The sequence below is a fragment of the Microbacterium foliorum genome (genome assembly GCF_003367705.1).
Classification (GTDB): domain Bacteria; phylum Actinomycetota; class Actinomycetes; order Actinomycetales; family Microbacteriaceae; genus Microbacterium; species Microbacterium foliorum.
Map to the genome: position 1 here is coordinate 2,450,252 of NZ_CP031425.1, position 17,803 is coordinate 2,468,054.

Annotated in this window: 16 protein-coding genes and 1 tRNA gene; 5 read left to right on the top strand and 12 right to left on the bottom strand. The window is 68.0% G+C overall.

Features of this window, described 5'->3' with window-relative positions; translation table 11 throughout:
- Positions 1-195: 195 nt before the first annotated feature.
- From DXT68_RS11560 to DXT68_RS11585, 6 genes are all read right to left on the bottom strand, one after another.
- Positions 196-1,710, bottom strand: a complete 1,515-nt coding sequence (locus DXT68_RS11560) for an FAD-dependent oxidoreductase (protein WP_373372460.1) — start codon at positions 1,708-1,710, stop codon at positions 196-198.
- 84 nt (positions 1,711-1,794) lie between these two features.
- Positions 1,795-2,652 carry an FAD:protein FMN transferase gene (locus DXT68_RS11565; protein ID WP_045253541.1) on the bottom strand — a complete coding sequence of 286 codons (858 nt, stop codon included), beginning with the start codon at positions 2,650-2,652 and terminating at the stop codon, positions 1,795-1,797.
- A 16-nt stretch (positions 2,653-2,668) separates the two neighbouring features.
- Positions 2,669-3,142 carry an FMN-binding protein gene (locus DXT68_RS11570; protein ID WP_045253542.1) on the bottom strand — a complete coding sequence of 158 codons (474 nt, stop codon included), beginning with the start codon at positions 3,140-3,142 and terminating at the stop codon, positions 2,669-2,671.
- An 85-nt stretch (positions 3,143-3,227) separates the two neighbouring features.
- Positions 3,228-4,262, bottom strand: coding sequence for a ribose-phosphate diphosphokinase (locus DXT68_RS11575; RefSeq protein ID WP_045253543.1), 1,035 nt, complete (start codon positions 4,260-4,262; stop codon positions 3,228-3,230).
- Positions 4,263-4,272: 10 nt separating this feature from the next.
- Positions 4,273-5,703: a bifunctional UDP-N-acetylglucosamine diphosphorylase/glucosamine-1-phosphate N-acetyltransferase GlmU gene (gene glmU / locus DXT68_RS11580; RefSeq protein WP_045253544.1), complete on the bottom strand. Its 1,431-nt coding sequence runs from the start codon at positions 5,701-5,703 to the stop codon at positions 4,273-4,275.
- 1 nt (position 5,704) lies between these two features.
- Positions 5,705-5,776: transfer RNA gene (locus DXT68_RS11585), tRNA-Gln, on the bottom strand.
- Between the two features lie 78 nt (positions 5,777-5,854).
- Between DXT68_RS11585 and DXT68_RS11590 the strand changes: the two genes are divergently transcribed.
- Genes DXT68_RS11590 through DXT68_RS11600 form a run of 3 tightly spaced genes read left to right on the top strand, consistent with a single transcriptional unit; the run spans position 5,855 to position 7,787 of the window.
- Positions 5,855-6,325: a GNAT family N-acetyltransferase gene (locus tag DXT68_RS11590; RefSeq protein ID WP_045253545.1), complete on the top strand. Its 471-nt coding sequence runs from the start codon at positions 5,855-5,857 to the stop codon at positions 6,323-6,325.
- 25 nt (positions 6,326-6,350) lie between these two features.
- Positions 6,351-6,845 (top strand): MarR family winged helix-turn-helix transcriptional regulator, encoded by a 495-nt coding sequence (locus DXT68_RS11595; protein WP_045253546.1) that lies wholly within the window; start codon positions 6,351-6,353, stop codon positions 6,843-6,845.
- A gap of 18 nt (positions 6,846-6,863) precedes the next feature.
- Positions 6,864-7,787, top strand: coding sequence for a pseudouridine synthase (locus DXT68_RS11600; protein WP_045253547.1), 924 nt, complete (start codon positions 6,864-6,866; stop codon positions 7,785-7,787).
- Here DXT68_RS11600 and DXT68_RS11605 read toward each other — a convergent pair.
- From DXT68_RS11605 to DXT68_RS11625, 5 genes are all read right to left on the bottom strand, one after another.
- Complete coding sequence (locus DXT68_RS11605) at positions 7,774-8,433, bottom strand: methionine ABC transporter permease (RefSeq protein ID WP_045253548.1); 660 nt, start codon at positions 8,431-8,433, stop codon at positions 7,774-7,776. The two genes, DXT68_RS11600 and DXT68_RS11605, sit on opposite strands and share 14 nt — an antisense overlap.
- A complete protein-coding gene (locus tag DXT68_RS11610) occupies positions 8,433-9,479 on the bottom strand; it encodes a methionine ABC transporter ATP-binding protein (RefSeq protein ID WP_045253549.1) in 1,047 nt (348 codons plus the stop codon). Before DXT68_RS11610 ends, DXT68_RS11605 begins: the two co-directional genes overlap by 1 nt.
- 100 nt (positions 9,480-9,579) lie before the next feature.
- Positions 9,580-10,497, bottom strand: a complete 918-nt coding sequence (locus DXT68_RS11615; RefSeq protein WP_045253550.1) for a MetQ/NlpA family ABC transporter substrate-binding protein — start codon at positions 10,495-10,497, stop codon at positions 9,580-9,582.
- Positions 10,498-10,588: 91 nt separating this feature from the next.
- On the bottom strand, positions 10,589-12,415 hold the full coding sequence (locus DXT68_RS11620; RefSeq protein WP_045253551.1) for a Na+/H+ antiporter: 1,827 nt from the start codon (positions 12,413-12,415) through the stop codon (positions 10,589-10,591).
- Between the two features lie 122 nt (positions 12,416-12,537).
- Positions 12,538-14,349: an ABC-F family ATP-binding cassette domain-containing protein gene (locus tag DXT68_RS11625; RefSeq protein WP_045253552.1), complete on the bottom strand. Its 1,812-nt coding sequence runs from the start codon at positions 14,347-14,349 to the stop codon at positions 12,538-12,540.
- 86 nt (positions 14,350-14,435) lie between these two features.
- On the opposite strand from DXT68_RS11625, the gene DXT68_RS11630 reads away from it, so the two are divergent.
- Complete coding sequence (locus tag DXT68_RS11630) at positions 14,436-15,362, top strand: spermidine synthase (protein WP_156149268.1); 927 nt, start codon at positions 14,436-14,438, stop codon at positions 15,360-15,362.
- 118 nt (positions 15,363-15,480) lie between these two features.
- On the opposite strand, the gene DXT68_RS11635 is transcribed toward DXT68_RS11630, so the two are convergent.
- Complete coding sequence (locus DXT68_RS11635; RefSeq protein ID WP_045253554.1) at positions 15,481-16,194, bottom strand: alpha/beta fold hydrolase; 714 nt, start codon at positions 16,192-16,194, stop codon at positions 15,481-15,483.
- Between DXT68_RS11635 and DXT68_RS17235 the strand changes: the two genes are divergently transcribed.
- Positions 16,183-17,772, top strand: a complete 1,590-nt coding sequence (locus DXT68_RS17235) for an HNH endonuclease signature motif containing protein (protein ID WP_244918543.1) — start codon at positions 16,183-16,185, stop codon at positions 17,770-17,772. The genes DXT68_RS11635 and DXT68_RS17235 overlap by 12 nt on opposite strands.
- Positions 17,773-17,803 lie beyond the last annotated feature (31 nt).

Below are 17,803 nucleotides of genomic sequence, written 5' to 3' on the forward strand. Positions count from 1 at the left end.
ACGGCACGGATGCAGGACCAGAAACCCCGGAACGTCCGCAGAACGTGCCCCGATCCTGCAGACGGACCAGACGTGCGCCGTGGGCCCGGAGGTGGACCGAGGCCCGGACCCGGACCCGGAAGAAACGGGACGAGACACGGAGCCCGACCCCGGACCCCGACCCCGGACCCGGAACCTGGACCGGACCTCGGACCGTCAGTACCCGGCGAACGCGTCGGTCGTCAGGGACCTCGCCTTGCGGAGAGCCGGGGCGAGGTCGGCGATCAGGCGCGGCGGACCCGAGATGTACGAGTGCCGTTCGTCGAGATCGTGCACGTGCCGCTCGAGTCCCGCGGCATCGAGTCGGGCACCCTGCGCCCAGCTCCAGTGCGCGGGCAGATCGCTCGGCTCATCGCGGGTGAACACGATCACCCGCGCTCCCGTCTCCGCGAGCTCGTCACGGAACGCGAGCTCCGCGCTGCTCGACGCCACGTACACGAGGACCACGTCGCGTCGCTGCCCTGTCAGCTGCAGCTGCCGCAGCTGCGACACGAACGGGGTGACGCCGATCCCCGCCGCGACCATCAGAACGGGTGTCTCCTCTCGCGGCAGCAGGAAGTCGCCCCAGGTGCCCGTGACCGCGAGGCCGGCGCCGGGCACGGCATCGGCCAGTGCGCGCTTGTAGCTCGACGGATGCGCCTGATCGCCGTGCTTGTAGGCGATGCGCAGCGTGGGAAGGTCCGCGGGAGCCGAGACGATGCTGAACTCTCGTCGGGTGCCGCGCACGTCGGGGCGGCGATGCGGGACGTCGAGTTCGAGGTACTGACCCGGCAGGAACTTGACGGGCCCCTCGACCCGGAAGGTGAGCTCCTGCGCTGTCGGGGTGACCGAGCGCCTCTTCTCCAGCACCAGCTTCACGGATCCGCGCAGGGCGAAGGCGAACGCGAGCAGGTTCCCGATGATCAGCGCGCGCTCCTGTCCGAGGGTGAACAGCGAACCCACGGCGATCGGCCAGCCGGCGAGCACACCCACCAGCGCCGCCACCGAGAACTGCTGCCAGCGACGCGGCGGCAGGGTCAGCGGCTCGGACAGCATGAACGCGCCGAGGAACAGGAACGGAGACTGCAGCACGGCGAACGACAGGGCCGTGCCCACGTCGAACGCGAACGATGCCTCCTGCGCCTGGACCGCCTGGCGCAGGACCGACACCGCGACCGCGATCACCAGGAAGATCACGACGATGCGCACCTTCTCGGTGCGCCACAGCACGGCGAGACCGAGGATGGCGACCGGGACGAGAAGCGTGGGGGTTCCCGCCCACCATGACGACGATGTTCCCAGCCACTCGAAGGCGCCGAAGGATCCGAGGATCGAGACGACCGAGGCGCCGAACGCGGCGGGATTGACGATATGCCTGCCCCGCCACACGATCAGGTACTTCGAGAGGCTCGCGACCACTCCGGCGATAGCGAGCCCGAGGAGCGCGCTCGGCTCGATGCCGGGGCGGAGCACGAACAGCAGGATCAGCGCGGTCACGAGAGACGACTCGATGCGCCACGGTCGGCGGAGGATGCGCTGCGCGGCCGCGTCGACGAGGGAGATCACCACCGCGAGCACGACCAGGGAGACGAGGATCTCGACCGGAGTGGGCGACACGATCACCCCCAGTGCCGACATCACCAGAGCGATGGCCGTCAGCGCGACGAGCGCGAACAGCACCATTCGGTACATCGAGATGCCGCCGAGCAGCGCGAGGACGCGCTGGCGTGCGGAGGTGATGAAGGTGATCACGGTCTTATCTTCCCTCTCGGGGACTCAGGAACGGGCGGTGAAAAGCTGGGCGGGGCAGTCGGGCGAGCGCTCGGCCCGGCCGTCCGTGGACATCCGCACCCACTCGACGCCCCAGGATGCGGCGAGCTCCGGGCCGCCGTCGAAGAACAGCGCGGTCGCGACGGCATCCGCTCGCATGGCGTCCGGCGCGATCGCCCACGTGGCCGCCCACGTCCGCACGGGCAGCCCGGTGCGGGCGTCGAGCACGTGGTGCAGCCCGTCGCCCCACGTGCGGCGGTTGACCGCGGAGGCGCACAGCGCGGCGTCCTTCAGCTCGACGACGCCGATCGCCCTCGTCGCGTCGTACGGATGCTCGAGGCCGACGCGCACGGCGCTCCCGCGCACGCGCATGTCACCTCCCGCATCGACGACGAGGCCGCCCGGCAGATCCGCGAGCACGCCGCTGACGAGGTCGACGAGACGTCCCTTGCCGAGTGCACCCACATCGAGCAGGGTCGGCTCGTCGGCGGTCACCGCCTGCGGGGTCCACCGCAGCCGCTGCGACCACTCGCGGGGAGCGGCGATCGGATCGCCCGCGACGAGAGAGTACGAGGCGTCGTATCCCAGCGCCGCCAGACTGTCGGCGACGAGAGGATTCACCGCTCCCGCTGTGGCATGCGCGAGCTCTCGATACGCGTCGAGCATCGCCCCCGCATCCGCAGAGGCGATCTCACCGCCCTCGCGTCCGACCCTGGTGACCGCGGAATCCGTGCGGAACCGCGACCACTCCGCGTCGAAACGCTCGATCTCGGCGGCGACCCGGCCCTTGGCGTCGCTCTCGAGATCATCGGTCGTCTCGATCTCCCAGCGGGTGCCGATCGCGTCGAAACGCCAGATCGCCATTGCCGTGGGCAGGCGCCTAGGCGGCGGCCTGCTCCTTGATCGACGCGACGGCCTCGTTGAATCCGCCGCTGGTGAGCGAGGATCCGGCGACGCGGTCGACCTTCAGGTCGTCGAGCGACTTGCCCACGACCTCATCCGAGATTCCCTTGATGAACTGTCCCTGGTACTGCTCGGTCTCGCGGGCCTTCGGGTCGCCCGTCACCTTCACGTCCTTCACGACGCCGTCGGCGATCGTGAGGGTGACGCTGACCGACTCCACGGTCTCGGGCGTCTGGTACGAGCCGTCGGCCGTGTACGTGCCGTCGGTGTAGTCGCCCGTCGCGGCCGAGCTCGTGGGGGCATCGGACTCGGCGGTGGTGCCCGTGCCCGCCCCGCTGGACGAGTCCTCGGCGTCGGCGGTGCCGGAGCACCCTGCGAGGACGAGGAGCCCCGCGACGCCGGCGATGGCAGCGCCCTTGCGAACAGAAGTCGGTACAGTCGTGCGGATCATGATGGTCCTTCCGGCCTTGATCGATGTGTTGTCTCGACCGTAGGGATCGCGTCTATGCACGGGCTGTGCCCCGGGTATGGGGACCCTAAGCGTCGCCGCCGAACATGCTCGTGACGGAACCGTCTTCGAAGACCTCGTGGATCGCACGGGCCAGAAGCGGGGCGATCGGCAGGATGGTGAGCTTGTCCCAGCGCCGCGACTCGGTGAGCGGGATCGTGTCGGTGATGACGACCTCGTCGATCGAGGCATCCTGAAGTCGCTCGGACGCGGGATCGCTGAAGATCGCGTGCGTCGCAGCGACGATCACGCGGTGCGCGCCCGCGGCCTTGAGCGCCTGCGCCGCCTTCACGATCGTGCCGCCGGTGTCGATCATGTCGTCGACGAGGAGGCAGGTGCGCCCCTCGACGGTTCCGACGATCTCGTGCACGGAGACCTGGTTCGCGACCTTGGGGTCGCGACGCTTGTGGATGATGGCGAGCGGTGCGCCGAGGCTGTCCGACCAGGTGTCGGCGACGCGCACGCGGCCCATGTCGGGCGAGACGACCGTGAGGATCTCGCGATCCGCCGCGCTCAGGGTGCGCTGGAAATACTCCAGCAGCACGGGCTTGGCGAACAGGTGGTCGACGGGTCCGTCGAAGAAGCCCTGGATCTGGGCGGCATGCAGATCGACGCTCATCACGCGGTCGGCGCCCGCGGTCTTCAGCAGGTCTGCGACGAGGCGGGCGCTGATCGGCTCGCGGCCGCGTCCCTTCTTGTCCTGGCGGGAGTACGGATAGTACGGGGCGACGACGGTGATGCGCTTGGCGGATGCGCGCTTGGCCGCGTCGATCATGATGAGCGCTTCCATCAGCCACTCGTTGACCGGCTCGCCGAAGGTCTGGATGAGGAAGAGATCGCATCCGCGGATCGAGACGTCGAATCGCGCGTAGATCTCGCCGGATGCGAAGGTGCGGTGCTCGGTCGGCACGACCTCGGTGCCGAGCGAGGCCGCGACATCGGCGACCAGCTGCGGATGCGAGCGCCCACCGGCGACGACGAGACGCTTCTTGGTCTTGGCGACAAGGCCGGGAGCGATGCCGTTGTCACGGTCCAGATCGACCGTCTTCTTCTTGCGCGCCATCGTTTTTCGCCTACTCCGCCACTCGGGATCGGGCGGCGGCGTCTGCCGCACCCGTGCCTGCCCTGTTCTTCTCGACCCACCCCTCGATGTTGCGCTGAGGGGCGATGCTCATCGACAGCGATCCGGCGGGGACGTCCTTGCGGACGACGGCGCCGGCGCCCGTCTTGGCACCGGCTCCCAGCCTAACGGGCGCGACGAGGGTCGTGTGCGAGCCGGTGTGCACCTCGTCCTCCACGACGGTGCGGTGCTTGTGCACATCGTCGTAGTTGGCGGTGATCGTGCTCGCTCCGAGGTTGACCCCGCGTCCGATGGTGGCGTCGCCGACGTACGACAGATGCGGCACCTTGCTGCCCTCGCCGATCTCGGCGTTCTTCGTCTCGACGTACGCGCCGATCTTGCCTCGAGCCCCCAGCACGGTGTTGGGGCGGAGGAACGAGAACGGACCCACCATCGCCTCCGCGCCGATCACCGCGAGCGTGGCGTCGCTGCGGCGGACGATCGCATCCTCCCCCACCTCGCAGTCGACGAGGGTCGTGTCGGGGCCGATGATCGCGCCCTCCGCGATCTTCGTGGCCCGCAGGATGTGGGTGTTCGGCAGGATCGTGACGTCGGGCGCCAGCGTCGCATCGTCGTCGATCCACGTGGTCGCGGGATCGATCACGGTGACGCCCTCGAGCTGCCAGCGCCGGACGATGCGCTGATTGAGAAGTCGCCCCACCTCGGCGAGCTGCGCGCGGTCGTTCACCCCGTAGGTCACGGTGACGTCCGTCACCACGGAGGCGGCGACCGGGCTGCCGTCGCGACGGAGCATCCCGGGGACATCGGTCAGGTACATCTCGCTCTGCGCGTTGTCGACTCCCACCGAGGGGAGGTACTCGCGCAGCACGCCGACGCGGAACACGTACATGCCCGCGTTGATCTCACGCACGGCCGCCTCGTCGGAGCTCGCATCCTTCTGCTCCACGATGCGGTCGACACCGCCGGACTCGTCGCGGATCACGCGACCGTACCCCGTGGGGTCGTCGACGACGGCGGTCATCAGCGTCGCCCCCGCTTCACCCGCACGGTGCGCGTCGAGGAACGAACGCAGAGTGTCGGCATCGGCGAGCGGGCAGTCGCCCGAGAGCACGAGGACATCGCCGTCGAAGTCGTCCGGGAGCGCGTCGACGGCCACCTGGACGGCACGTCCCGTGCCGGGGATCTCGTCCTGATCGATGAAGACCGCATCCGGATAGTCCTGAGCGAGCGCCGCCACCACCTGATCGCGCTCGTGCCGCACGACCACCTCGACGTGGTCGGCCCCGAGCCGCTGCGCCGTGGTGAGCACATGGCCGACGAGCGGGCGCCCGCCGATCTCGTGCAGCACCTTGGGCAGCCGAGAGCGCATGCGCGTTCCCTGGCCTGCGGCGAGGATGATGATGGCGAGCGTGTTCCCAGTCATGCTCCGCCGCCAGGACTCGAACCTAGACCTCACAGCTCCAAAGGCTGTCGTGCTGCCATTACACCACGGCGGACCGCGGTGCCGAGGGCACCGCCCGTCAATTGTGCCACGCCGTCATCCCTGCGAAACACGGCCCTGCGATGCTTCCGACATGAGCATCACGATCGACCGCGTCGAGGGCCCCGTGCCCGGCCTCGCCGCATTCCTTCTCGACCACCACGCCGACATGGCAGGCACGGCACCGCCGGAGAGCCAGCATGCACTCCCCCTCGACCGGCTGCTGACACCCGGTGTACGTCTGTTCGCGCTCCGAGACGGCGATCTGCTGGTGGGCACCGGCGCCCTCGCCTCGATCTCGGAGGGACATGAGGAGCTCAAGTCGATGCGCACGGATCCCGGCCGGCGCGGCAGAGGACTCGGTCGCGCGATGCTCGACGCACTGCTCGACGATGCGAGACGTCGTGGCGTGCGACGGGTCTCGCTGGAGACGGGGAGTGCGGACTTCTTCCGCCCGGCGCGGGCACTGTACGCCCGCGCCGGCTTCGAGGAGTGCGACCCGTTCGCCGACTACGCCGCCGATCCGCACAGCACGTTCATGACGATGCGACTCGACGCGGACTGACCGCCGCACCCGCGATAATGGACGGATGACTGAGGCGGATGAGGTTGACCGGATCGTCGGTGCCTGGAACACCCAGCGTCCCGACCTCGACTTCTCGCCCCTCGAGGTCCTCTCGCGGATGGACAGACTGACGCGCCTGCTCGACAGGGCGCGTCGTGACGTGTTCCGTCGCAGCGATCTCGAGGCCTGGGAATGGGATGTGCTCTCCGCGCTGCGACGCGCGGGCGCGCCGTTCCAGCTCTCTCCGAAGCAGCTCCTCCAGCAGACGCTGGTGTCGAGCGGCACCATGACGAATCGCATCGACCGTCTGGTCGGGCGCCGGTTCGTGCGCCGCGAAGCGGATCCCGCCGACGGACGCAGCGTGCTGGTCACCCTCACGGACGACGGACGGATCCGGGTGGACGCCGCGATCACGCGCCTCGTCGATGTCGAAGACGATCTGCTGCAGGCGCTGTCGCGCGCGGATCGTGACCGGTTGGCCGGTCTGCTGCGCAAGCTCAGCCTCAGTGTCGACGCGTGAGGTTCTGACCCCGTGGCCATGCTCTCTCCTCTGCCGGTGCGCGACGGCGTCGGCGCCACGCGCCTGCACGTGCCGATGACCGGCGACTGGCCGACGATCGGCGCGTACATGATCGACCGCTTCTTCCACCTCGATCCCGAGGGCCTGCTGAGCCGGTTCGACCGCGGTGAGATCGTGGCCCGTGACGGCACGCCTCTCGCCAGGGACACTCCCCTGGGCGTCGAGGAGTTCATCTGGTACTACCGGGATCCCCCCGTCGAGACCCGGCTCCCGGTGGAGATCGAGGTCCTGCATCAGGACGACGACCTCGTGGTCATCGACAAGCCGCACTTCCTGCCGACCATCCCCGGCGGCAAGTTCCTGCAGAACTCCGCGCTGATCCGCCTGCGCAACCTGCTCGGCAACGACGAGCTCGCCCCGATCCACCGTCTGGACCGCGCGACCGCGGGTGTGCTGATGTTCTCGGCGCGCCCGCAGACCAGGGCGCCGTACCAGCTGCTGTTCGAGACGCGGCAGGTGCAGAAGGTGTACGAGGCGGTCTCCGCGCGCCCGGTCGACTGGGACGCGTCTCGGTTCCCGCTCGTCTACCGCAACCACATCGTCAAGCTCCGCAACGAGCTGAAGGTGCAGGTCGACGACGAGCGGGAGCCCAACGCCGAGACCGCGATCGAGGTCATCGACGCCGACGAGCGCGTCGTGCACACGCTGCTGCGCCCGCACAGCGGCAAGATGCATCAGCTGCGGGTGCACCTCGCAGCTCTGAATCTGGGCATCCTCAACGACCCCTTCTACCCCGAGCTGCGGGGCGAGCGCCCCGACGACTTCGACCACCCCATGCAGCTGCTCGCGCGCGAGCTGCACTTCGTGGACCCGCTGAGCGACGCGCCGAGGGTGTTCTCCACGACGCGCACGCTGCAGGACGCACCCGTCAGCGGCGCATGACCTTGCGTGCCAGCCGTGTTCCGAGCGTCTGGGCCAGGTGCACGAATACGACGATGAGCAGCACGGCCGCCCACATCACCACGGGCTCGAATTGACGGCGGCCATACGTCAATGCAAAGTTGCCGAGTCCGCCGGCGCCGATGTACCCGGCCATTGCCGTCATATCGATGAGCGCGACGATGACGAAGGTGTATCCGAGGATGAGCGGGCCCAGTGCTTCCGGGATCACAACGGTGAAGAGAGTCCGCCAAGGGCCTGCCCCCATGGCGCGCGCAGCTTCGATCACTCCGGGCGAGACGCCGACGAGGTGCTGCTCGACGATACGGCCGATCGCGAACATCGATGCCACGACCAGTGCGACGATCGCGGCGTTCGTACCGATGCCGCTGCCCACGATGAACCGCGAGAACGGGATCAGCACTGTGATCAGGATCACGAACGGGATGGGGCGGAAGAAGTTGATGAAGAGATTCAGCACCGCGGACACAGGGCGGCTCGGCAGCATCCCTCCCGGCCGAGTGAGATACAGGCCGACGCCGATCAGACCACCCAGCAGGCCCCCCAGCACCAGCGTCACCGAAACCATATACAGGGTTTCGACGGCGGCCTTCCAGAACTCAGGACCCAGCTCGATGAGACGATCCATCAGCGCACCTCCTCGCGGTCGATATCGGACACCTCGACGTTCTGAGCGATGCGTACGAGAGTGCGCTCGATAGTGTCGCTATCCTCCCCACGGATCGCGAGGGTCAGGTGCCCGAAGGCTCGCCCACGAATATCGTTGATTCCCCCGAACACGAGCTCGAATTCCAGTCCCGCGTCGGCGAGCTGGAGAAAGACCTGCGCCTGGGACGGACCGCCGTCACGGAACGAGAACGTCACGAGGCGACCATCGTGACGTTCTCGGAGCACCGCCCGTTCAGACGGAGAGGGCACGCCCTTCACGACCGTGCCGACGAAGCGTTGCGACGCCGCGTGTTGCGGGTTGGAGAAGACCTCGAACACGTCACCTTGCTCGATGACCCGACCGCGGTCCATGACGGCGACCTTCGTCGCGATCGTCTGGATGACGTCCATCTCATGCGTGATGACGACGATCGTCACGCCTTGTTCCTCGTTGACCTTCTTGAGCAGCGACAGCACCTCGTGCGTGGTCTCCGGGTCGAGCGCGCTGGTCGCTTCGTCTGCGAGGAGGATCGCCGGCCTCGTGGCGAGGGCGCGGGCGATGCCGACGCGCTGTTTCTGACCGCCGGAGAGCTGCTCGGGGTACGACCGCGCCTTGTCACTCAAACCCACGAAGGAGAGCAGCTCGGTCACGCGCGCGTCAACGTCGGGCTTGGACCATCCGGCGAGCTTGAGCGGGTACCCGACGTTCGCCCGCACGCTCTTCGAAGAGAAGAGATTGAACTGTTGGAAGATCATTCCGATTCCGCTGCGCACGCGGCGCAGCTCCCGCTCCGTGAGGGCGGTGATCTCCACGTCGTTGACGGTGATACGCCCCTCGGAGGCGGGCTCCAACGCGTTGATGAGACGCACGAGGGTCGACTTGCCGGCCCCCGAATAGCCGATGATGCCGTACACGTCGCCCTGGTCGATCTGCAGCGTGACGTCGTCGACCGCCGTGATCTGCTCGTCGGCCGCCGCCGGGGAGGGGTATTTCTTCGACACGTTCTCGAGGGAGACGATCGGCATGGGGGTGCTCCGGTCTTGAGGGGGAGAAGGGCGTAGTCGACCTGAAGATGCAGAATCGGGCGACGCGCATGCGTCGCCCGATTCTCTCAGGTCACGGTGATCAGCCGTTGGCGGAAACGTCCTTCTGGACATCCTTGAGCAGCGATGCAAGCTCGTCGGCTGGAGTCTGAAGCGTCACACCGGTGCCGCCCGACGACTTCGCCAGGCCTTCCTGCACGCCCTTGTCGGTCTGGAAGATCTCCACCAGCTTGAGGTAGGTCTTGTTGTCGACGTCTTCAGCGCGCGACGCGAAGATGTTCACATACTGGAGCGCGCTCGGGTCCTTCGGGTCGTCGGTGAACAGCGCGTCATCGAACGAAAGCCCTGCCTCTTCCACGAAGTCGTTGTTGATGATCGCTGCTGCCACGTCGGGTAGAGCTTCCGGCGTGAGCGCCGCCTCCAGCGCTGTGACCTTGACCTTGGATTTGGCCTCATCGACGTCAGCGAGGTCCGAGAACGCCGTACCGTCGTCCTTCAGCTCTACGAGACCGGCGGCCTGCAGCACCAGCAGCGCGCGGGCCTGATTCGAGGCGTCATCGGGCACAGCGACGGTCTCTCCTTCGGGGATGTCCTTCACGGAGTCGTACTTCGTCGAGTAGAGGCCCAACGGGTAGATCTGCGTCGAACCGATCGCAGCAAGGTCATCGCCCGACGCCTCGTTGTACTGAGCCAGATACACGATGTGCTGGAACTGGTTGAGGTCTACCTCTCCCTCGCTCAGCGCGGGGTTCGGAAGCTCGTACGAACCGAAATCGACGAGCTCGACGGTGATGCCTTGCGCCGCAGCCGCATCCACGAACGCGGGCCACTGCGGATCGCTCTCGCCGACGACGCCGATCTTGACGGTCTCGTTCTCGGAGTCGCCGCCGGAGCCGGCGTCGGACGATGCCGTCGCGCAGCCTGAGAGCGCGACGAAGAGCGGGACCGCGGCGAGCGCGGCGATGACGGATGTGGTCCGGCGGGATGCGGTGATGGACATGAGTGTTCGGGTTCCTCTCTTGGGGGACTCGAATACGTTAGGCAGCGCGACGCCGTGCGCGACAATCGAGTGTCACACGGCGTCACAGCTCTCAGTCGTACTCCTCGATGCCCTGCAGACGGACCTGCTCCAGGTCGAGCCGGGCGGAGATGCGGCGCACCACGAGGTCGTCGACGGTGCCGTCTCTGCGCAACCCGAGCAGCACTTCCCTCTTGCGGTCGAGCAGCGCCAGCTTGAGCCTCGTGTGCTCCTCGTGGCGCAGCAGCGGCGAGCGCTGCATCACGTCGACGTCGACCGAGGTCGCGAGCATCTGCAGAGTCCTCACCTGGCCGTCCGGCGAGGCGCCATCCGCATCCGCCGAGGTGCCGCCGTCGGCGCCGGGCCGGGGGTCGGGAAGCCGGAGCCGCGGCGACCCGGCATCCGTCCCGCCGTCCAGCTGCTCTCCGCCGCCCAGCTGCTCGTCGCCCAGAGGGTCCGGCTCCCCCAGCATCACATCGAGCGCCTCCGCCTCGGCATCGACCAGCGCCTGTTCGCGCGCGAGGGCCCGCGCGTTCGAGAACTCGAGCATCTGATACCCCTCGGCGCGCACCTTGTCGCGGATCTCCTGCCCGATCCCGTGCTCGACGGCCAGGTCGTCGAGCGCCGCGAGAGCGGCTCCCGAGATGGTCCGCTCCGCGAGCTCGTACTCCTCATCCTCCGCGTGATCGACGGGGAATCTGGCCCAGCGGACGATCGCCGGGAGCAGGGGGGCCTGAACGAGCAGGCTCAGCAGGATGACCCCCGCGGTGACGAAGACGATCTCATCGCGCCCCGCGATCTCGCCCTCGGTGGAACTCGCGACCGGCACCGACAGGGCGATCGCCAGCGAGACCGCGCCCCTCATTCCGGCGACGGTCGACACCGCCATCGAACGCGCCCTCGCGCCGCGAGAGGGACGCACCGTATTGCGGCGCTGGAACGGTGCGTTCATGACCTGGAAGAGGTAGCGCACGACCAGGAGCGACACCCATACCGCGAGCGTGATCAGCACGAGGCGTCCGATGGCGGCCGCCGAGATCTCATGCGCGACGAACTGCACCTCCAACCCGATCAGCACGAAGAGCGCGCCGTTGAGCAGGAAGACGCCGAACGGCCACGCCGCGGCGACCTGACGCCGGGACGACGCCGTGGTGACCCTCGGCGACACGTAGGCGACGATGAGTCCCGCGACCACCACGGCCAGGACGCCGGAGGCATGCACGATCTCGGCCAGCAGGAACGACGAGAAGGGGACGAGCAGCAGGGTGACGTTGATGACGGTCGTCGACGAGGAGCGACGCAGCAGCAGGTAGCCGAGGGCGGCGATCACCACACCGGCGGCGATGCCGCCGACGTAGGAGGTGAGCACCGACATCGTCACCGACAGCGGCGTCACGTTGCCACCGAGCGCGAGCGAGATCGCGATGGCGTAGAGCACCAGCGCGGTGCCGTCGTTCGTGAGGCTCTCCGCCTTGAGCTTCATGAAGAGGCGTTTCGGCAGCAGCCTTCCGAGCGCGGCCACAGCCGTCGCATCCGGCGGTGCGACTGCGGCACCGAGGATCAGCGCGGTCTCCCAGGGCATCCCGAACAGGATCCCGACCCCGGCGACGGCGAACGCCGATGCCACCACGAGCAGTGTGCTCATCGGGAGGATGTAGCGGAAGTCGCGCCGGATCGAGCGCAGCGACGTCGTCAGGCTCTCCCAGAACAGCATCACCGGCAGGAACAGCAGCAGCACGGTCTCGGGCGGCAGCTGGATCTCGCGCAGCTGCGGCACGAAGCCGAGCGCCAGCCCGAGGATGACGAGCACCAGCGGCAACGCCAGCCGCACCCGCGGCGCGAGCAGCGTTCCCACGAGGATCGTGAGTCCGATCAGGACGGTGACCTCGAGTCCTTCCATCTGAACCTCCCGGGTACCGCAGGATCAAGCTGTGCGATCCCGGACGGCATCGAACCCCGCCCAGAGCACAGCGCACGGCAGTGCCACAGTATTCCCACAGGCGCCGGATGGCGAGGGTCGGATCAGTCGAGCTCTTCGGTCAGCTCGAACCAGCGGAGCTCGAGCTCCTCGATCTCCGCCTGCTGATCGCTGATGGCCTTCATCCTGTCACCGAGTCCGGCGAAGTCCGACTGATCATGATCCGCCAGCGCGGTCTTCGCCTTGTCGACCTGCTGCGTGAGCTTCTGGATGCGACGCTCCAGCGACGAGACCTCTTTCTGAGCGGAGCGCAGGGCGGCGCCGTCGAGGCTGGACGTCTTCTTCTCGGTGTTGACGGCCGTCTGCGACTTGCCCGGCGCCGAGGTCTGCAGGTGGCGCAGACGGAGGTACTCGTCCACGCCGCCGGGCAGGTGGCGCAGGTGTCCGTCGAGGATCGCGAACTGCTGGTCGGTCACGCGCTCGAGGAAGTAGCGGTCGTGGCTGACCACGAGGAGCGTCCCCGACCACGAGTCGAGGAGGTCCTCGATCGCCGCGAGCATGTCGGTGTCGAGATCGTTGGTCGGCTCGTCGAGGATCAGCACGTTCGGCTGGTCGAGGAGCACGAGCAGCAGCTGCAGTCGACGCTGCTGCCCTCCCGAGAGGTCCTTCACCGGAGTGGAGAGCTGCGCCGAGTCGAATCCCAGTCGCTCGAGCAGTTGTCCGGGGGTGAGCTCCTGCGCCTTCGAGCCGGAGCCCATCGTGTACGACGTGCGCAGTCGCGAGATCACGACGCGCACCGGCTCGCGACGCACGTCATCGAGCTCGTCGAGGCGCTGGGTGAGTGTCTTGACCTTCACGGTCGTGCCGCGCTTCACGCGCCCGACCGTCGGTTCGACGGTGCCAGAGATGAGCCCGAGCAGCGTCGATTTGCCGGCGCCGTTGACCCCGAGGATGCCGGTGCGCTCGCCGGGGGCGATGCGCCATTCGACATCACGGAGCACTTCTCGCGTGCCGCCGTCGACGGTCGGGTAGGTCACGCCGACGTCGAGCAGGTCGACGACGTCCTTGCCGAGGCGAGAGACGGCGAGCGACTGCAGCGACACCTTGTCGCGGATCTCCGGCACGTCGGCGATGAGCTCGTTGGCCGCGTCGATGCGGAACTTCGGCTTCGCGGTGCGAGCCGGGGCACCCCGGCGCAGCCAGGCCAGTTCCTTCTTGGCGAGGTTCTGACGTTTGGCCTCGGAGGCCGCCGCCATGCGATCGCGCTCGACGCGCTGCAGGATGTACGCCGCATAGCCGCCCTCGAAGGGCTCGACGATGCGGTCGTGCACCTCCCAGGTCTCGGTGCAGATCTCGTCGAGGAACCACCGGTCGTGAGTCACGACCATGAGCGCTCCGGAGTTCGGGCTCCACCGCTTCTTGAGGTGTCCGGCGAGCCAGGTGATGGCCTCGACGTCGAGGTGGTTGGTGGGCTCGTCGAGGGCGATGACGTCCCAGTCGCCCGTGAGGAGCTTGGCGAGCGAGACACGGCGGCGCTGGCCTCCGCTGAGGGAGCCGATCTCGGCATCCCAGGGCAGATCCTTCAGCAGTCCTTCGATCACGTCGCGGATGCGGGAATCACCGGCCCATTCGTACTCCGGCGTGTCGCCGACGACGGCCTGGCTGATCGTGACGTCATCCGCGAGGGTGTCGGCCTGGTCGAGCACGCCGATCGTCGTGCCGCCTCGCACCGTCACACGGCCGGAGTTCGGCTCCTTGATGCCCGCCAGCATGCCGAGCAGGCTGGACTTGCCGTCGCCGTTGCGGCCGACGATGCCGATGCGGTCACCTTCTTCGATGCCGAGGGTCACGGAGTCGAAGACGACCCTTGTCGGATATTCGAGATGAAGGGCCTCTGCCCCGAGAAGATGTGCCATGTCCTCTCCAGGCTAGTTGGCCCGGCTGGGCGTCCGCCCGCATCCGCCCTTCGGGCTCGCGGCCCCTCGGCCCCTAAACTCGACGGGTGCCATGGAAACGCCGCGTGTTCTCGCTCTCACTCGACGACCGCAGGGCGAAGCTCGTGCAATCGAGAAGACGGCCCGGTCGCTTCGAACTCAGCGTGGATGGCATTCCGCAGTCCGTCGTCTCGATGACCGACCCCACCGACCTCGAGTACGCGTACACCCGGCACATCGCCCGCGCGATCGACGCCGCCGCCGAGCCCGGTGCGCCGCTGTTCACCGTGCACCTGGGCGCCGGGGCGCTCACACTCGCCCGCTACGTCACGGCGACGCGTGCCGGATCCCCCCAGCTCGTTGTCGAGTTCGAGCCCACGCTCTACACGGCGGTGGTCGACGCACTGCCCCTGCCTCCCGGCTCCGACGTACGCGTCATCTTCGGCGATGCACGGACCGTGGCGGACGCCGAGCTTCCGGGCGAGGATCCATCGTCCGCGCCGTCGGCTCCTTCCTCCGCGCCCGATGCCGACGTGACGGGCAGCACCGCGGGCGCCGACGACTGGGTGGAGGCGCGCTTCACCGTCGTCGATCTCTGGGATGCCGCCGTCATCCGGCATCGCGTGGCCAGCCAGGAGTTCTACCGCCGGGTCGCCGCACGCTCCGCGGCGACCGGGGTGGTCGCGGTGAACCTGCTCGACGGGCATCCCTTCGAGTATTCACGACGACAGGCGGCCACCCTGAGATCCGTGTTCGAGCACGTCGCCGTCGTTCTCGATGCCGAGCCGGACGACGACGAAGGGCCTCTCGGCAACGTCGTCATAGTGGCGAGCCAGGAGCCGCTGGACAGCGTGACCGCCCCGGGCCTGCTCGACACTCCGCGATCCCGCCTGCTCCACGATGGGGCTCTGACGTCGTGGATCGCTGACGCGCGCATCATGACCGACGCCGACGGCACGGACTCCCCCGACCCCGACGACCTGCTCTGGGAATGACGACCGCTTTGGGAATGACGACCTGCTCTGGGAATGACGACCTGCTCTGGGAATGACGACCTGCTCTGGGAATAGAGCTCGTCGAAACCTCGAGCGCCGTCGAGACGGGGAATCGCGATCAGCCGAAGAGCTCCGGGAGCGCGGCCATGAACTCGTCGAAATGGCTGTACCAGAGGGTGTGGGCCGCGCCGGGGATGCTGCGGACCTCACCACCCTGTCGAGCGAACCTGCGCGCATCATCGTCGGAGACCCAGGCACTCGGGTCCGCACGCACCAGGATCGACGCCGGGCCCGGCACCCACGCGTGGTCGATCCCGCACGACACGGATGCCATGGTCTCGGGATCGAAGCGTTCCGCCGCACGGGCCTCGACCTCGGCATCCGCGGCGGAGTAGAACGGTCGGGCGATCCGCAGCACCTCGGATGACGATCGCGCTCGGCGGTCCTTCTCGTAGGCCTCGACGAGGCTTGCCCGATCCGCCCCTCCGGTCAGGCGCAGGGCGGCGTCGACGTACACGGCGAGGCGGGGCCGCAGTGATGCGGCGGCCTGCGCGAGAACGGTCGCCCCGTAGGAGTGGCCGAGGCCGATCACCGGGCCGCCCGTCGCCCTGCTCTTCACCGTCTCCACCACCGATGCCGCGGCGGTCTCGATCGTGAGGTGCGGATCCCGGGGAGACAGGCCGTGGCCGGGAAGGTCGAATGCGAGCACCCGGAACCCCCGCCTCGCGAGCCGGGGCACGACGCGGTGCCAGCTCTCCGACGAGCCCATCATGCCGTGCAGAAGCACCACCGTTCGAGGGCCGATACCCGACTCGTCCACGTGCAGGAGCATCAGGTCAGTGTGTCACGGAGGGTGCTGCCAGGCGTATCGTCGTATCGGCATATATCGTATCTTTGTTCTAATCTCGCAGCTCTTTCGGGATACGATGGAGATATGAACGCAGTCCTCGACGCGACCGATTCCCAGATGGCGACCCTCGCCGATCTGGTGGCCACGCTCGAGATCGCCGAGTCGACGCTGAGCAGCATGACGGCCGCTCGAGACGGGCTGCTGGCGATGGCCGGGCGGCTGGCCATCGATATCGCGACGCAGGGCGATCACCCCGACTGCGGTGACCAATCGGTCACGATGATCGCCGCCGAGATCGCCGCCGTCCAGCACGTCAGCGACAGGACGATCGAGCGACGGATGGCCGCAGCGAGCATGCTCGTCGACCTCTTCCCCACCGTCTGGGAGGCGCAGTCGAAGGGGCGTATCAGCGCGGCCCACTCCCGGGTGATCGTCGACGCAGGCGCACACCTCGAGTCGTCGAGCGCGCGCGAGGCCTTCGCGGCGATCGTGCTGCCGTTGGCCGAGACCGATTCGCCGAACCGTCTTCGCCTACTCGCCCGCCGCGTGGCAGAGCGGTTCGCCCCGTCGACGGTGACCGAACGCCATCGCACGGCCCGGGCGCAGCGACGAGTCTGGATGACCGACGGGGAAGACGGCATGGCGGCGTTGCACACACATGCTCCCGCTGCGCTGGTCCACGGAATGCTCGATCGGCTCTCGCAGATGGCGCACACCCTCCGCGACGAGAACCGCCGTGCGAAGCGGGATGCCATTCGCGAGGGTCGCGAGTACGACGCCGATGACCGCTCGGTCGACGAGATCCGCGCCGACCTGCTCGCCGATCTGGTGCTGAGCGGCACCCCCGCCGGCCACGACAGCGACGACGGACTGCTCGGTTCGCTTCGAGGACGCGTCGAGATCACGGTTCCTGTGATGACATTGATGTCCGACGATGCCGGCGCCGATGCATGGACCACCGCCGGCCTCCTCGCGCTTCAGCCCGGTGACCTTGCTGCGGAACCTGCTGACGCTGCTCCTGCTGCGGAATCGGCTGACGCTGCTGCGCAACCGGCTCACTCTGCTGCGGAACCTGCTGACGCTGCTGGGGAACCTGCTGACGCTGCTCCTGCTGCGGAACTCGACGGTGCCATGCCGATCGACGTCGACACTGCACGACGGCTCGCCGGACTCGTGACCGGTTGGGATCGAGTGATGACCCATCCCGTCAGCGGTCGGGTGCTCGCGGTCGACCGCTATCGGCCGAGCACGCACCTTCGACGGCACCTGCGAGCCCGCGACGGGCGGTGCCGCTTTCCCGGGTGCGGGATCATCGCCCGCAAGTGCGATCTCGACCACAACCACGCCGCATCGGCGGGTGGTGCGACGTGTGACACGAACCTGGCGACGTTCTGTCGTCGACATCACGTGCTCAAACACAATTCACCGTGGCATGTCGAGCAGAAGCCCGGCGGTGTCATCGAGTGGACCAGCCCGACCGGGCGGACATATGTCGACACACCCCCGGTGCCGAACACCGTGACCTTTCGCGACTCGGCAGACGCCCCCGCGCCCTTCTGACCGAGACTTCGCCGTCCTGTGGATAACTGAA

Bases quoted from the DNA above. Each gene is read 5' to 3' on its own strand.
- DXT68_RS11560 (WP_373372460.1), bottom strand. From the start codon at position 1,710: ATGTACCGAATGGTGCTGTTCGCGCTCGTCGCGCTGACGGCCATCGCT.
- DXT68_RS11565 (WP_045253541.1), bottom strand. From the start codon at position 2,652: ATGGCGATCTGGCGTTTCGACGCGATCGGCACCCGCTGGGAGATCGAG.
- DXT68_RS11570 (WP_045253542.1), bottom strand. From the start codon at position 3,142: ATGATCCGCACGACTGTACCGACTTCTGTTCGCAAGGGCGCTGCCATC.
- DXT68_RS11575 (WP_045253543.1), bottom strand. From the start codon at position 4,262: ATGGCGCGCAAGAAGAAGACGGTCGATCTGGACCGTGACAACGGCATC.
- glmU (WP_045253544.1), bottom strand. From the start codon at position 5,703: ATGACTGGGAACACGCTCGCCATCATCATCCTCGCCGCAGGCCAGGGA.
- DXT68_RS11590 (WP_045253545.1), top strand. From the start codon at position 5,855: ATGAGCATCACGATCGACCGCGTCGAGGGCCCCGTGCCCGGCCTCGCC.
- DXT68_RS11595 (WP_045253546.1), top strand. From the start codon at position 6,351: ATGACTGAGGCGGATGAGGTTGACCGGATCGTCGGTGCCTGGAACACC.
- DXT68_RS11600 (WP_045253547.1), top strand. From the start codon at position 6,864: ATGCTCTCTCCTCTGCCGGTGCGCGACGGCGTCGGCGCCACGCGCCTG.
- DXT68_RS11605 (WP_045253548.1), bottom strand. From the start codon at position 8,433: ATGGATCGTCTCATCGAGCTGGGTCCTGAGTTCTGGAAGGCCGCCGTC.
- DXT68_RS11610 (WP_045253549.1), bottom strand. From the start codon at position 9,479: ATGCCGATCGTCTCCCTCGAGAACGTGTCGAAGAAATACCCCTCCCCG.
- DXT68_RS11615 (WP_045253550.1), bottom strand. From the start codon at position 10,497: ATGTCCATCACCGCATCCCGCCGGACCACATCCGTCATCGCCGCGCTC.
- DXT68_RS11620 (WP_045253551.1), bottom strand. From the start codon at position 12,415: ATGGAAGGACTCGAGGTCACCGTCCTGATCGGACTCACGATCCTCGTG.
- DXT68_RS11625 (WP_045253552.1), bottom strand. From the start codon at position 14,349: ATGGCACATCTTCTCGGGGCAGAGGCCCTTCATCTCGAATATCCGACA.
- DXT68_RS11635 (WP_045253554.1), bottom strand. From the start codon at position 16,194: ATGCTCCTGCACGTGGACGAGTCGGGTATCGGCCCTCGAACGGTGGTG.